The following is a 15,993-nucleotide window of genomic DNA, read 5'->3' as shown; positions in this document are numbered from 1 at the left end:
TGTCCTGCGGTGCCGAAACCACCAATCATGATGGTTGCTCCATCTTTGATTTGTGATAGCGCCTCGGTTAATGAGAGCTTGCTTTTATCAATCATAAGGCCAACCTTTTATCCATGTTTTTAAATTTCTATACATGCCTCTTTTGCTGGGTATGTATAGAAATTTAAAAACTGTGAGCTAACAAATAGCTCACAGTAAATCTTTTGCTTTAAGCACCAACGCGACGACGTTCAACTTCTGAACTTGGTGCACCCGCTGTTTCTTTGACTAATTCAACATTAAAAGTAATGTGTTTGAATGGTTTATCGACACCGCGACGTGCAATTTCAGTTGCATCAGTGACATCGACTGCTGTTGCGACAAGACCTTCACGTGTTGCGAAGGCAAAGTCATCCCAGAGGTATTGATCACCTTCAATATTGAATTGTGTCGTTAGCTTGCGGTAGCCCGGTGCAGATACGAAGTAATGTACATGAGAAGGACGATTACCATGACGACCCAACTGATTGAGTAGGGCTTGTGTGGTTCCTTCAGGAGGGCAGCCGTAGCCCACAGGCATCGTGGTTTGTGCAATATATTGACCATTTGCATCAGACAAGATGGTGCGACGTAAGTTAAAGTCTGATTGTGATTTGTCAAAGAATGAATAATTGCCTAAGCTGTTGGCGTGCCAAACTTCGACTTTGGCACCTTCGATAATATTGCCATTCTGGTCAGTAACAATCCCTTCAATAAACAGCGTATCTACTTTGTCTGACTCAGTTCCATCATCCATACGTGCAAAACCGACAGATTCTGGTGCGCCTGCAACGTAAAGTGGACCCTCAATAGTACGTGGCGTACCACCAGTGATCCCGGCTTTAGCATCTGCTTCATCTGCACGCAAATCTAGATAGTGTTCCAAGCCGAGACCAGCCGCCAATAACCCAAGCTCATTGGCCTGACCCGCATCGGTAAGATACTCTAAACCTTTCCATAGCTCGCTTTGAGAAATATCCAGATCTTCAATTGCCTGAAAAAGATCTTCAACAAGACGTACTACGATTTGTTGTACGCGTGGGTTTACTTCACCCGTTGCTGTGTCAACATTCATTTGTTTTACGAGAGTGTTAATTTCTTGGCGGTTCATACGTATTCTCCTGAAGTATGATCGTTTTTTTGTGGCTTGCGAACTTGCGCTTTAGCTGGTTCTTTGGCTTGCCACATTCCTTGTTCAATTTCTGTGTGTTTAACTGATCTAGCTTTGTCGATGATGGCTGCTTAGCTATCGTCTTCACGGATGGCAGAGGGGTGTCGGTTCAGGGGCATCACTTCAATATTCATATAAGGATATAAAGGTAATCCCTGTAAAATATTGTGCAGTTCCTCATTACTTTCTACATCAAAAATACTGATGTTTGAGTACTGACCGGTGATGCGCCAGATATGACGCCATTTGCCTTGACGCTGTAAGTCCTGTGAATATGCTTTTTCAACAGCTTTAATTTCATTGGCTTTTTCAACTGGCATATCCAGAGGGATGTTTACATCCATTCGTACGTGGAAAAGCATGTCAACTCCTTGAATTATTGACGACGTAGGTTGTCGATTTTGTCTTCATCCAGCTCAATGCCGAGACCTGGACCAGTTGGAATTTTGAGTTCAAAATTGCCATATTGAAGTGGTGTTTTTAAAATTTCTTCCGTGAGCAGTAGGGGGCCGAACAGTTCAGTTCCTGCTGCTAAATTACTAAATGTTGAGAATGCATGTGCAGAGGCAATTGTTCCAACAGGGCCTTCAAGCATGGTGCCACCGTAGAGGTCTATACCTGCGAGATTGGCAATTTTTGCCACTTCACATGCTTCAATCAGGCCACCTGATTGTGCAATCTTTACCGCAAAGACCGAAGCGGCATTCGACTTTGCCAATTCATAGGCACTTTGTGGACCAGCTAATGATTCATCCGCCATGATTGCAATATCAAACTTACGGGTCAGACGTTGCATGGCATCGGTATTCTGAATTGCACAAGGCTGCTCAATCAGATCAACGCCACCATCTTGCAGCATCTGAATCCCTTTAATGGCAGTGAGTTCTGACCAAGCACGGTTAACATCTACACGAATTGAAATTTCACTACCCAATGCTTTTTTGATGGCTAAAACATGTTCTACATCTTGTTCGACTGGACGTGAACCAATTTTCAGCTTGAAAACATTGTGACGTTTCAATGCAATCATTTTCTGCGCTTCAGCAATATCTTTTTCTGTGTTGCCTGAAGCAAGAACCCAAAGTACAGGCACGCTATCGCGTAAGCGCCCACCTAAAACCTCACTCAATGGCAAGCCTAAACGCTGCGCTTGGATATCAAGTAAAGCTGTTTGTATGGCACATTTGGCGAAACGGTTGCCATTGATGCATCGGTGAATATGCTGTAGCGTTTGTGCCACATTAAAACTGTCCAAAGTTTTTAACAATGGCGAAAAGTAATGCTCTATATTGGTTTTGACGCTTTCAGGACTTTCTTCACCATAACCTAAACCACCAATCGTCGTTGCTTCGCCCCAACCAATAAAACCATCCTCTGTGGTGACTTTAATCAGTACCAAGGTTTGGGTTTGCATGGTTGCGACAGCCATCTTATGTGGGCGGATGGTCGGGATCTCGATTAGTAGGGTTTCTATGGATTTATACATCTTTCATCTTTCTTCAGTTTTCACCTATTTACATACCCTAAATTAATGTAATATTTAGAACTAGGCAGAATTTGGTATTTTTAGATACTTAAAAGGTATATTAAATGGAATTAAGACATCTTCGTTATTTTGTGACGGTGGTAGAGGAACAGAGTATTACCAAAGCTGCAGAAAAGTTATGTATTGCTCAGCCACCTTTGAGTCGTCAAATACAAAAACTGGAAGAAGAACTGGGCATTTTATTGTTTGAACGAGGCTCACGTCCCGTAAAAACCACTGAGGCTGGACAGTTCTTTTATCAGCATGCCGTGCAAATTTTGACTCATACTGCACAAGCAGCTTCGATGGCGAAACGGATTAGCTCAGTCAACACCATTGTTCGAATTGGTTATGTCAGTTCATTACTGTATGCATTATTACCCCAAGTGATTTATTTATTCCGCCAAAATCATCCTGATATTCAGGTGGAATTGCTTGAATACGGAACCAAAGATCAAATTGAAGCATTGAAGCTCGGAAAAATAGATCTGGGGTTTGGTCGTTTAAGAATTAGTGATCCTTCAATAAAGCGGATTTTATTGCGTAAAGAAAAATTGAAATTAGCGATTCATAAAAACCATCATTTAACGCGCTATATGGACAAAGGGATTTATCTATCTCAAATTATCAATGAACCGATTTTTTCTTATCCTGCGACGCAAAAGCCGAATTTTTCAACTTTGATTCAGTCGATTTTTACTGAGTTGGGACTCGTTCCGAAAGATATGGTTGAGGTTCGCGAGATTCACATGGCTTTAGGCTTGGTTTCATCTGGAGAAGGGATCTGTATCATTCCAGAAAGTGCCAGTGATATCGGGATGAAAAATCTAGTCTATATTCCGATTCTGGATTTAGAGGCTTATAGTCCGATTTCCTTGGCTGTTCGCAATATGGATCAAAGTCCTTATCTGCCGCAGATTTTAGAGTGTATTAAACAGGTCTTTGAAGAGGAAGGAATTCCAATCCAACTAGACAGCGATTAAGCCCGCTCATGTTTGAAAGATAAAACGCTCAAACATATAGATTTTATTTTCATTGTAGCTTTAAAAGCGGTCTACGAGCCGCTTTATTTCCAATACTCAAAATCACTAAAGAATAAAAGTAGACCTAAAAGGTATAACTATATACTTCATTATCTATGGAAAAATACATTAATAATTCAAATAATAAGCTGTGACCAATTGTTATCTTTAAATATATCCAAATGAACTTGATCATATTTTAAAGAGGCATGAAAGATTGGTCTTTCCAATGGGTTAGGTATCAACTCATCAATTGCACCAACAATAATTTCAAAACTTCGGAAAGGATTTCCCATGTTAAAACCAAATACGCTTTATAAGGCGCAGCGGGTTGCTTTTTATACAATTTTTGGCTGCTTAAATGTGAATGCTGCTTATGCTGATTTCTTGGAAGATAGCCAAAAAAGCCTGTATTTACGTAACTTTTATGTTGAACGTGACTATGAAAATACCGATAAAGATCTAGGCAGTTGGTCGCAAGGCTTTACCGGACGCTTTGAATCAGGATATACCGATACACCTGTGCAGGTTGGGTTAGATTTAGGTTTTCAATATGCGCTGCGGTTGACGGACCGCTATGACGAACGTCTTGATACCGCTTTTAAATATGATACGCAGGCAGGTCGGCAAGAGCGTGATTATTTAAAACTGGGTGCAACGCTCAAATTGAAATATCAAAATACAGAGCTTAAAGTTGGTGAGCTTTTTCCAAAAACACCGGTCTTATTCATTGATGACTCTCGACAATTGGTCACCACTTATGCGGGGGCAATGTTAGAAAACAAAGATATTAAAAATTTAAAAGTATCTGCTGGGCGTTTTACCCACGTCAATGCACGTGATAATGATGAGTATGAAAAAATAACCTTAGGTGCATCGACTGATCCAAGTAAGAATAGTGATGGGCTTAATTTTATTGGGCTTGACTACGCCATGACGCCTAAATTTTCGACAGCGTATTGGTTTGGGCAATTAGAAGATATTTATCAACAACACTATGTTGGTGCGAGTTATGCCGAGCAAATTGATAAAACCAAAGTTAAAGTGGATGCACGGTACTTTAATTATAAAGAAGATGGCGATGCCTATTTTGGTGATATCAATGCTAAATCTTTAGGCTTACAAGCAAGTGCGCAAAATGGACCGCATACCGTTGTAGCTGGGATACAGAAACAGACAGGGGATCATAATATTCCGCTGTTAAATGGTTATGTTCCTCAGCTTTATTTGCAAAGCTGGTCTGCATTAGCATTCTATAAAGCCAGAGAATTCACTTGGCATGCTTTATACAGTTACGATTTTACCAATGCTGGTGTGCCAGGGCTGAAGTTGACCTTACGTTATTTGAATGGTAGTGAAATCTATCGTCCAGGTTTAAAAGACAATAAGGAAACCGAGACGGATGTTATTGTTAATTATGTGATTCCAGAAGGGAAACTCAAAGGTTTAGGATTTGAATGGCGTCATATCCGTGCCAATATTGAATATGGTGCTGGCAATAATCCGGGGACTGATTACGTTGAAAATCGTATCATGACCATGTACACCTTTAAGTTTTAATCTCTTTTATATAAGCATCCCAGCCCAAGCTGGTGATGCTTTTCTGATGATTTAACCTTTAAAAATAAGCTTTAGCAACAGCATCTATCGTTGAGCAAATACAAAACTGAATAATCACAGTAAAACTAAATTTGGAAAAATAATTTTAAAACGCAAAATATTATAATTAATATAAAACAATGTTTTATGATTTTTTTTGATTGCAGTAGTCTTATTTAAAATTTTCTCACTCACAGAAAGCATACTTAAATAGTATAAAGTTATACCTATTTATTCTTAAATTTACATGTAAAATTAAACTATAGATTAAGTTAATCTTAATATTTAATGTAGGTAAAATAATGAAAAATATTAAAGATTTTATAGAAAAAATTGAAGAAATTGCAGTAATACAAGATGTCGGACTTTGTGTCTCATTACTTGATGATAAGGGAGAGCAAATCTTTTTCATAAAAATTGGGCCTGCAATTCCGCTTAGTACTGAATTTAGTCAGCTTAAGGCAAAAACCTCCTATTTATTCCAAGCGGATAATCATGACGTCTATGCCTCAATCAAAGACTTAGGGCAAGTCGCTCTATTTGACCAAAATTATTGTTTTATTGATGGTGGAAAGGTGGTTGCCAATCCATCAGGTAAAAAACAATACCTCGGTGTTTCATCTACTGCTCCTCTTAAAGACAAAGAAATAGCAGAACAACTTGGACAATTCTTAGTGAGAAAGGTGTAAAAATGCAAAAAGTATTAGTGACTGGCGCTGGAAGTGGTTTTGGTAAATTATTCAGTTTGGAGCTGGCAAAACGCGGTTATATTGTTAATGCGGGTGTTGAAGTAACCAATCAAATTACTTCACTGCAAGAAGAAGCAAAAAAACAAAATGTACACATTAATATTTTCAAACTTGATATCACTAACGAGTTTGATCGTGAGTACGCGACCAAATTAGATATTGATATCTTAGTCAACAATGCAGGAATAGGTCAGGGTGGGGCGATTGTTGATATCCCATTGCGTGTGTTGAGACAGCAATTTGAAGTCAACTTTTTTGCGACAATCGCTTTAACACAAGCATTCTTGCATATTTTCCATAAACGTAAATCTGGACGAGTTATTTTCATTTCGTCGATCGCAGGCTTAATCACTGCTGAGCAAAATGGTGCGTACTGTGCGTCAAAACATGCCTTGGAAGCAACTGCTGAATCATTAAGAATGGAAATGATTCCTTTTGGAATTAGTATTGCAACGATCAATCCTGGGCCATATTTAACGGGGTTTAACGATCGATTAATTGAAGCTTCACGCGAATGGTATGAACCTGAAAAGAATATTTTCGATCATAGTAATTTATCATTCCCGATTGAACAGTCACCAGCCGATGTACATGTGAAAGATATGGTAGATGTGATTGTTGACCCACATTCAAATTTCAGAAATATTTTCCCTAAAGAGTTTGTTGATTTTGCTAAAGATTATCAGAAAAACTTATGGGATATGAAGTCTGACCAGTAATAAAAATAATAATAATTAAAGGCGCAAAATTAAGGCTTGCAAGATTGAGTATGCTTGCAAGCTTTTTTTTATTTTAATAATCACGACTTACATTGAACCCGTTCATTCATTGTTAACACAGAATATTCATTTAGATCTATAAAAATATGTATTGATAATAATTCTCATTATTATTGTTATTTTTGTTGCTTTTGTGTATTATTCACGAAATTTTTAATAATGAATTAAGGTTCTTACATGTCAGAACACAATTTAACTCCCAAATCATCAAAATTTATTAGAACAACATTGTGTACTTCTGTTTTATTGGTGTTGGCTTCTCCACAGCTCTTTGCACAAGACAATACCGATAAAGCCTCGACGCTGCCGACTATTGCTGTAACAGCAAGCAAATCAGAGGTCGCATATAAATCGGGCAATATGGATATTCCCCGTACTGAAGATGATGTACAAGCCTATACTATGATTGAGCGCGATGAGATTGAGCGTTCAGGTACAACCACAGTGACGGAGTTATTGTCTAAAGTATTGCCAATGGCAACGTCAACCAATAACTCGAGTTATTTCTCTGGTACATCGAGTCAAATTAATTTACGTGGACTTGGAACCAGCCAAACATTGGTATTGATTAATGGCCGCCGTAGTGCGGGAACAGGGAATCGTGGCACATCAGAATCTACCGATCAACCGAATTTAAATAATATTCCATTGGCTGCCATTGAGCGGATTGAGGTATTACCAACATCAGCCGCTGCAATTTATGGAAGTGGTGCGATTGGTGGCGTGATCAATGTGATTTTACGTAAAGACTATGTCGGCACGGAAGTGAACGTGCGCTATAGCGATACGGTTGATAATCAGCAACCTGCCAAAGCTTTCAACTTGGTGTCGGGCTTTTCTTTAGAAGATGGTCGTACTCATGTCATGTTGACTGCATCGAAAAAGGATCAAGATAGCTTATTGGCGAGTGAACGTGACTGGAAAAGTAAATCACGTCAAAATATTTTGAAGAACAATCCGAATAGTCTTATTGGGGATAAGGTCAATCCGCCTGCGGGTAATTTGACCAATATTCGCAGCAAAGATGGTTCAGAGTTGATGCCAGGTTGGGGATCATCTATGGCTCACATTCCAAAAGGTTGGAATGGGAATACCAGTCAACTGGGTCAAGGCTATGCATTAGGTTTATCCGATGGGGTGAGTGCTTGGTCAGGCAAAGAAGCCTTGCTTTACGATACCAAGACGGAAGCATTTGGTTTGTCTTTAAATCGAGATTTTACCGACCGGCTGAATGTCTTTCTTGAAGCAGGTTACGAAAAAGAAGAGGGTTGGTCATTTAATACCTCACCGCACGGTTATAACGTGGTAACAGTGAGTAAAGATAGTCCGCATAATCCTTTTGGCAAGGATATTCTGGTGAATTATCCAATGCGTTTGGATAGCCTAGGTGCCTTTGCCAAGGACACCTTTGAAACCACCCAGAAGAAAGTTGCGACGGGCTTTACCTTTGACCTTACACCAGAATGGATACTCTCGGCAGATTATGCATGGAGTAAATCGGATATTCGTCAACGTTATACACGTCAGGGTGGCAAGAATCCAAAAGCCAGTGCATGGAATAAAGATACAGCCAATAATTCAATTGATTTTTTGCAAGATTTCACCACGACACCAACCGATCTGATTTCAAAATACTGGAACTATCCAAAAAATAATACACAGCAGACCTTAAATGATTTCTCGATTCGAGCCACGGGTCCAATTGCAAAATGGTATGCAGGCGATATTCGATTGGCCACGGGGATCGAGCATCGCCGTTATGAAAGTGAAGGCTTTGCGGATCATCAACATGTCGACAATCCTTGGGTGAAGCCGACTGAACGTAAGAGCAATGCATCCAGTGTTTACACGGAATTTAACATTCCAGTGATTTCACCTGAGCTGAATTTACCTTTCGCCAAATTACTGGATGTGCAATTGGCTGCACGTTATGAGGATTTTAATGTCCAAGCCAAAATTCCACAATATGACAGTAAAATTGATCCTGCTACGGGCTATCGTTCTAAATTTTTAAACTATAGTGATTCTGGTAAATCAAAATTTGATGCAATTACGCCAACAGTGGGTTTCCGCTTTGCACCGAATGACCAATTGATGTTCCGTGCTTCTTATAGTGAAGGCTTTGTGACGCCATCGGTTTCGCAGATTTCTCAACCGACGTCGACCCAAGTGACGGGAGCGACATTAACAGATCCAGCAACGGGTAAAATTATTAGCACTTATGAACGTATTTCTGACGGCAATCCTGATCTAACCCCAGAAAGCTCAAAGAGTATTAATGCGGGTATTGTACTAACACCTGAAGCTATTCCTGATTTACGTTTATCGGTTGATTATTACAACATTAAAAAAACCAATAATATCAGTTCGATCGATGCCCAATATATTTTAGACAATCAAAGTAAATATGGCAGCCGCATTAAACGTAACCAAGCTGGGGATGTGGTCTCAATTGATACCACGCCATTCAACGCTTTAAACCTTAAAACCAGTGGGATTGATACCAATTTAAATTACCGCTTTGATAGCATGATTGGAGAAACCACATTTAATCTGGGCTATACCCATGTCAACGAATATCGACAAAAACATAATCTGATTGACCCAGAAAAGAATTTTGTCAGCCTTGTTGGTGGTGCGGTATCAGATGCACCATTAAAACATCGTGCCAATGCCTCTATTTATCTCCAGGCCAATGACAATTGGGGCTTTGGTTGGGCAAGCCAATATTATGGTTCTTATGACATGGTTAATGCGACTGCGATTTTGAATCAAACGGGTCGTGCCGATAAAAAATTGAAAATCGAAGATCAAATCTACCATGACATTTTTGCCAAAGTGAAATTACCGACCAGTAAGTTAATCAAACAGAGTTCAAGTGAGCTAAGTTTTGGTATCCAGAATTTATTCAACGATTATACGGTTGATATGTATGGGACACAGTCCTATCTGAGTAAATATAGTGATGTTCGTGGTCGCCAATATTATCTAAACCTTAAGTTTTCTTTCTAATCTTCCTTAAATAGTGGTGACGATTATTTTGCATCATCGTCACCTTGTTGGGTGTTTTTATGAATATTGAAGCGTCTGTGCCTTTGGGATCAGCCAAAAGGGTCACAAAAAAGAAGGTGGAACAATCATCATTGATTAAATATCGATTGATGATTTTTTCACGTTTTATCTTGGCAATTTTTGGTGGCTATTACTTTGCTTCGATAGCGGCAATGTTGATGGGGGCTTTTTTTTCAGCAGAACCCTTAAAGGCGAATGCTGTTTTTGGCGCAACCATGTTGGCTTTCGTGATCCATTGTGCCGTGTTTATTTGGGTATTTCTGGTCAATTCAACGCTGAAAGTGTGGTTGGGCGTTATTGTTCCGAGTGTCTTAATGACTGTGATGTATTGGTTTTTAAAAGGGTAATGTAATGCGTGTTGATGGTAAGAATGAAGGCCCACGCCAATCCATGTCATGGTTGCATACATGGACCAGCTTACTCCTAGGATGGCTGCTTTATGCGGTTTTTGTCACGGGTACGCTTAGTTTTTTCCAAAATGAAATTACGGTTTGGATGAAACCTGAATTGCACCAGTCTGTGAATACGACTTCACAACAGCAGCAATTAGGTTATGCATTACAGTATTTAAGTCAAAACGGGCAACCCGCTGAAAGCTGGAATATTCGTTTTGCCAATGAACGCCAACCAGCTATTATGCTGAATGTCCGTAAGCCTGGTGAAGGTCGTCGCCGTGGTGGTGAAATCTATTTAGATGCACAAACGGGTCAGGAAATTAAAGCACGTGAAACGCGTGGAGGGGGGTTCCTATATCGCTTCCATTTTGAACTCTATGGTATGCCACGTATTTGGGGACGTTGGATTGTCGGAGTTGCGACGTTATTCATGTTTGTGGCAATTATTAGTGGCATCATTACCCATAAAAAGATTTTCAAGGATTTCTTTACTTTCCGTCCAGCCAAAGGCCAACGTTCATGGTTAGATGCGCATAATGCAACAGCGGTATTTGCCTTGCCATTCCATATCATGATTACCTTTAGTGGTTTGTTACTATTGATGTTTATGTTTATGCCATGGGCGATGAACAGCCATTACGGCAGCGGTCAAAATTTCTATCAAATACTGAATGAACCTGTTGCTAAAACACCTGAACAGGCACGCTTATTGGCAGAACAAAAACGCAAAGAAGCAGCAGAAGAAGGACGCGGTAATCGAGGTGGTGGCCGTGGTGAATCCAAACAAGAAATGCCTGTGATTACAGCTGCACCGATGGTGAACCTGATCGCATTGAGCCAACAAGTTCAACAAGGCTGGGGTGATAATCCAATTTCCTCTATTCGAGTGAATAAACCGAACACCATTGAAGCTGATGTTCAATTCAATGCAACACGCACGACGACATTACTTGATCGTGAGAGTATTCCTTCGGTTAAGTTTAATGCGGTCACAGGACAATTGATTGACGAAGCCAAGCCAGTTAACTCGACTCCAAAGGCCATTTATACCTTAGTGACATGGCTGCATATGGCACATGGTGTGGATTCGGTGTTACGTTGGTTGTTATTTTTATCGGGTATATTGGGCACCATGATGGTGGCTTCTGGTTTGATCTTATGGGTGGTAAAACGCATTCCAGATGTACAAAAATTAGGTTATAAGCCCTTTGGTCATCGTGTAGTTGAGGTCCTGAATATTGCTGCCATTACAGGCTTGCCAATTGCCTGTGCAGCCTATTTTATTGCCAATCGTTTTATCCCTGCACAACTCGCTGAACGTTCTCCACATGAAATTAATGTGTTCTTTATCGCATGGCTTGTGTGCTTAATTCATGCGGCTATTCGAGCTCATCGTCCTGCATGGTTGGAGCAACTGGCTTTAGCAGCAGTATTATTCTTGTTTATGCCAATTCTGAATTTCCTTACGGGTGGTCAAGCGCTATGGGTGAGTATCTATCATGGGCAATGGATGATCGCCAGTTTTGATTTGGTTTGTCTTATTTTAGGTCTGATTTTTATCTATTCTTACTACAAATTAAAGCGTTACCAAGGTTTACCAGTTAAGCAGAAAAAACAGCCTAAGGTCCAAGCTGTACAGGAGCAAGCATAATGGCAGCATTGATGTTGTGGTGTGTTGCAGTGGTGGCCTTGTCGAGTTTGGCTTGTGGAATGAGTAAGCATCAGCGCGATATTTTTACTGTTCAAATCTCTGTTAAAAATAGTCGATGTTTTGAAATTGCAGGCTGGGTGATTCTGCTCATTTCGGCGGTGGTTACGATTTACTTTAAAGGTGCTTCGATTGGTCTATCTGAATGGTTGGGGTGTATCACCTTTGCCGCTTTGGCAGTCGGGTTATTATTAACTTATCAGCCAAAAAAACTATTGCAGGCCAATGTGATTGTGACTGTTTTATTCGGATTGCTGTTGATCGTGAGTTTGATTTAAGACTTGGCTGCATCGTAGTGAAATAAAAAGAGGAAACAAAAGTTTCCTCTTTTTATTTGTGAATGGAAGATAAGACTAGTTGGTTTTACCAGTCATATTTCAAACCCACGCGGAAATTGGTTGGGGCACCATAATAGCTATTGGTGGTCGCCAAGTGGTATTTTTCATTAAATAGATTATTTAAATTGAAATTCACCAACAGGTTTTCATTGATTTTATAACGTGCCATTAAGTCGACTAAAGCATAGCTGTCTTGTGTGAAGCGAGCGCCATTTGGTCCACCATCTTGATAAATTTCACTTTGCCAACGAAGGCCACCGCCAATTGTTAGTGCTTCATCGAGATATGGTAGGGTATAAGTGGTAAATAGTTTGGCTGTATTATTCGGGATGCTGGTATTTAAGTTTTTGCCCTTGTTGTCTTGAGAGAGATTACGTGAAAAGCTTGCAGAAACTTGCCATAGATCTGTCAGTTTTCCTGTACTTTCGATTTCAAAACCACGGCTTTTTGTTCCAGATTCGGTACGATAGGCTTGTACTTCACTGCCACTTGGACCGATAATTTTTACTTTATTACCTTCTGCATCAATGATTTCTACCGCTTTGTTATCTTCCTGAGTTTGATAAATGGCAGCACCAATATTTAACTGATTGTCAAAGAAAGCACCTTTAATCCCAAGTTCTGTACTATTCCCGATTAAGGGCTCTAAATAGTTTGCATGAATATCTAGTTTATCTTGTGGAGAGAAAATGGTGGTATAGCTGGCATAGCCTGTCCATTGGTCTGTTATGTCGTAAGTAATACCGAAGTATGGAATGACCTCACCGTTTTCTTGTTGTTTTTTATATGATGTGACCTTATCAGTGGTATTAAAGTTGCGCGTAACGCGTTCCCAGTTTTCTACGCGAGTGCCTAAAATCACAGCCAGTGGATCAGTAAGTTTCAGACGTATTGCACCAAATACGGATTGGCTCTGATCATCACCACTGTAAGCACCATCAATCATGGTCGCTGGCCGAGTCGGATTATGCCCATCCCATGCAAAGATATTATCTAGTTTGCCTTCCCAATCCATACCATTGTTCCAGCCAGAATAGGTTGGACGTTTATTTTTACTTTTAGCGTAGGTTGTACCTAAAACGACTTCATGTGTTTGGCTAAATAAGTCAAAAGAACCATTTAATGTTAAGTTAAATAGATCTTGAGTTGGTTTATAATCCCAACGGGTGGCATAAATCATAGCGCCGGCCCCGGTTTGTTTATCAATCCCATTCGAGTAGATATAACCGACTACTTCGTCCGATGCTGTAATTGTTCTTGAGGCAGTACCTTTGAGTTTCCAGCGGTTGTTAAATTCGTGCTCTACATCTGCAAAATATGCGGTCGTGGTCCGATCTGAATAGGTCCAGTCAGCAGCATTCGAGTCTGAACGCGACCAATCGATTAGACTGCCATCTGTGTAAAATGAAGGTAAACCACCACGGGCAATACCTGAAATATCCATTTTTTGATAGCTGACTCCTAAACTGGCTTTGGTTCTTTCTGTGAGGTCTGCTTCAACAACACCATAGGCAATTTTTCGTTCTTCACTATAGCGATCTAAATAGGAGTCACCTGTTTGATAGGCTAAAACGGTACGACCCCGAACGCTGCCCGAGGCATTTAAGGGGCTGGAAACATCAATATCGGTGCGATAAGTATCCCATGAGCCTGCACTTGTACTCACAGAGGCTTTGAAATCTTGCAACGGTTTTTTGCGAACCATATTGATACTGGCACTTGCAGAACCAGCACCTGTCATTAAACCATTGGCACCACGTACCACTTCAACACGGTCAAATAAAGCAGTATCCTGACTTTGAAAAATAGCAGTATATGAACTCATAAGCTTTACGCCATCGAGTAAATAGTTATCAACCGTTTGACCGCGTGCATAAACAGGCGAGTTATCACTGCCGATGTTTCCCGTTTGGTTAATGGTTAAACCTGCGGCTTGTGAAATGACATCGGTCAGTTGCGTCAGGTTTTGGTCTTTCATTTGCTGATTGGTAATCACGCTGACCAATTGAGGTGTTTCTTTTAGGGTTAAAGCCAAGCCAGTTGAGGCGGTTGTTGCCTTGGCAGTATAGGAGCCAGAACCTTCTGTGGTGAGGTTTTTTCCTTTATCTGCACTCAGATGAATCGTCGCTAATTGTGCTACACCAGTTTCGCTACTTTGATTTGCTCCAGCCATTGCATTTGCTTTGGTACGAATCGCTTCTAACTTAACGACTTTAGGTTCAATCGCTGCTACAGCTGCTTTGGCTTGAATGCTATATCCCGCATTGGCGACTTTGACTGCTTCAAATGCATGTGGTTTGAGCAAAACGTCTAAAGCAGTTTCTACTGAATAATTTCCTTTCAGTGCAGTACTTTTTATTTTAGAGAGTGTGGCCGAATCATAGCTGATGGTGGTGCCTGTTTGAATCGCTAGCTGTTTAAGTGCTTGATCGAGTGTGGTTGAGCTAATCGAAATCTGATAAACATTTGCAGCATAGGCAGACGTTGTTGCGATGCTGACAACGCTGAGTGGCATGCCCCATAAGATTGCGCGTACAGCCAACGCCAAGGTACTTTTCGCCTGATAATCCTTCATGTGGTCTTCTCGAGTGGGAGTGTATTTCTCTATAAGTCGGATCAGATCAAAAAAAGGATCAAATTTTTATCTTTTTTTTATTTTTAATAAGTACGGACTGTAATAGTTGAGCTCTAGTTGATGGGTGTAGGCCAGTGTATCGAGACTCTGTTGAGGATTTTGCAATGAAAATACCCCAGAAATCGGGATGTTTTTCAGTTCAGTATCGATAAGATAGGTCCCTTTTTTATAACGATACAATTCATCCAGTACTTTCTGTAAAGGCCATTGTTCTACCACCAGCAATTGTTGTGTCCAATAGGGTTGCTCGTTATTCAATGGCAACGGTTTAGAGATCTGTTGATTGTCGAAATATGCACGTTGGCCTTGTTTTAAAATCTGACGTTGCCCAGAATCCAGAGGCTGTAGCGCGACCGCATGTTGATAGACTTTGACCCGAGTCTGATCATGATGTTCTTGGCGAACCGTAAACTGCGTACCTAAGGCTTCAATTGCACCATCTTTGGTCTTCACCATAAATGGACGATGCTGTGGATCTTTTGCCGTCTGGATATAAATTTCACCTTCGATCAGTTGAATTTGTCGGATCTGTTCAGAAAAATCCACGTTGATATAACTATCACTGGCCAATATCAAGCTGGAGCCATCTTTCAGTGAAACGGTTTTAATTTCACCCACCTGAGTATGATAATCAGATTGCCATTTTGCCCAAGGCATTAAATAAGTCGCACAACCGAGAACCAGCAATCCTGAAAGGCTTAACAGCATATTTCGTTTTGCTGTCAGATTAAATTTTTGATTGGACTGCACTAAAGATTCTGAAGGGAAGTGGTTGGATAATCCTGTTAAGCCGTGTGTAAATCTATTGATGTGTTGAATGGCTAAGGCGTGTTCTTTTTTTTCTGCCTGCCATAGTTCAAATTGTTGCTGCTGTAGCTCAGTCATTTCACCTGAATGTAATAGCACGAGCCAATCGGTGGCTTCATCCAACACATGGTCAGGAATTTTAGGGATTTGAGACATGGCAGAAAAGCAAATTCAG

14 protein-coding genes are annotated in these 15,993 nt (G+C 40.4%); 8 read left to right on the top strand and 6 right to left on the bottom strand.

Annotated features, from left to right (window positions below):
• The 4 genes from MMO42_RS05135 to MMO42_RS05120 form a co-directional block, all read right to left on the bottom strand.
• Positions 1–95 (bottom strand): CoA-transferase (locus MMO42_RS05135; RefSeq protein ID WP_277603274.1); only part of this gene is annotated, 95 nt, incomplete at its 3' end.
• Between the two features lie 113 nt (positions 96–208).
• Entirely contained in the window at positions 209–1,129 is a 921-nt protein-coding gene (catA, locus tag MMO42_RS05130) for a catechol 1,2-dioxygenase (RefSeq protein ID WP_005292553.1), read from the bottom strand.
• 131 nt (positions 1,130–1,260) lie between these two features.
• Positions 1,261–1,551: a muconolactone Delta-isomerase gene (gene catC, locus MMO42_RS05125; protein ID WP_005292554.1), complete on the bottom strand. Its 291-nt coding sequence runs from the start codon at positions 1,549–1,551 to the stop codon at positions 1,261–1,263.
• 14 nt (positions 1,552–1,565) lie between these two features.
• Positions 1,566–2,675: a muconate/chloromuconate family cycloisomerase gene (locus MMO42_RS05120; RefSeq protein ID WP_241319563.1), complete on the bottom strand. Its 1,110-nt coding sequence runs from the start codon at positions 2,673–2,675 to the stop codon at positions 1,566–1,568.
• Positions 2,676–2,779: 104 nt separating this feature from the next.
• Between MMO42_RS05120 and catM the strand changes: the two genes are divergently transcribed.
• From catM to MMO42_RS05080, 8 genes are all read left to right on the top strand, one after another.
• Complete coding sequence (gene catM / locus MMO42_RS05115) at positions 2,780–3,697, top strand: cis,cis-muconate-binding transcription regulator CatM (RefSeq protein ID WP_241319562.1); 918 nt, start codon at positions 2,780–2,782, stop codon at positions 3,695–3,697.
• A gap of 333 nt (positions 3,698–4,030) precedes the next feature.
• The gene (locus tag MMO42_RS05110) at positions 4,031–5,296 is read left to right on the top strand and encodes an OprD family outer membrane porin (protein WP_241319561.1); all 1,266 of its coding nucleotides are present in this window, start codon (positions 4,031–4,033) and stop codon (positions 5,294–5,296) included.
• A 341-nt stretch (positions 5,297–5,637) separates the two neighbouring features.
• Entirely contained in the window at positions 5,638–6,024 is a 387-nt protein-coding gene (locus MMO42_RS05105; protein WP_241319560.1) for a heme-binding protein, read from the top strand.
• A gap of 2 nt (positions 6,025–6,026) precedes the next feature.
• A complete protein-coding gene (locus MMO42_RS05100; RefSeq protein WP_241319559.1) occupies positions 6,027–6,803 on the top strand; it encodes an SDR family oxidoreductase in 777 nt (258 codons plus the stop codon).
• 237 nt (positions 6,804–7,040) lie between these two features.
• Positions 7,041–9,875 (top strand): TonB-dependent receptor, encoded by a 2,835-nt coding sequence (locus MMO42_RS05095; protein WP_241319558.1) that lies wholly within the window; start codon positions 7,041–7,043, stop codon positions 9,873–9,875.
• Between the two features lie 59 nt (positions 9,876–9,934).
• Entirely contained in the window at positions 9,935–10,282 is a 348-nt protein-coding gene (locus tag MMO42_RS05090) for an iron transporter (RefSeq protein WP_241319557.1), read from the top strand.
• Between the two features lie 4 nt (positions 10,283–10,286).
• Positions 10,287–11,981 (top strand): PepSY-associated TM helix domain-containing protein, encoded by a 1,695-nt coding sequence (locus MMO42_RS05085; RefSeq protein WP_241319556.1) that lies wholly within the window; start codon positions 10,287–10,289, stop codon positions 11,979–11,981.
• Positions 11,981–12,316 (top strand): DUF3325 domain-containing protein, encoded by a 336-nt coding sequence (locus tag MMO42_RS05080; RefSeq protein WP_241319555.1) that lies wholly within the window; start codon positions 11,981–11,983, stop codon positions 12,314–12,316. Before MMO42_RS05085 ends, MMO42_RS05080 begins: the two co-directional genes overlap by 1 nt.
• A gap of 85 nt (positions 12,317–12,401) precedes the next feature.
• On the opposite strand, the gene MMO42_RS05075 is transcribed toward MMO42_RS05080, so the two are convergent.
• Together MMO42_RS05075 and MMO42_RS05070 are read right to left on the bottom strand one after the other, a co-directional pair.
• Positions 12,402–14,951 carry a TonB-dependent receptor gene (locus MMO42_RS05075; RefSeq protein ID WP_241319554.1) on the bottom strand — a complete coding sequence of 850 codons (2,550 nt, stop codon included), beginning with the start codon at positions 14,949–14,951 and terminating at the stop codon, positions 12,402–12,404.
• A 66-nt stretch (positions 14,952–15,017) separates the two neighbouring features.
• Positions 15,018–15,974 (bottom strand): FecR domain-containing protein, encoded by a 957-nt coding sequence (locus MMO42_RS05070; protein WP_241319553.1) that lies wholly within the window; start codon positions 15,972–15,974, stop codon positions 15,018–15,020.
• Positions 15,975–15,993 lie beyond the last annotated feature (19 nt).

It is taken from the genome of Acinetobacter sp. ANC 3882 (assembly GCF_022549545.1).
In the GTDB taxonomy this organism is placed as follows: Bacteria; Pseudomonadota; Gammaproteobacteria; order Pseudomonadales; family Moraxellaceae; genus Acinetobacter.
Note: the sequence above shows the minus strand (reverse complement) of the source record. Positions and strands in the feature narration are given on the sequence as shown.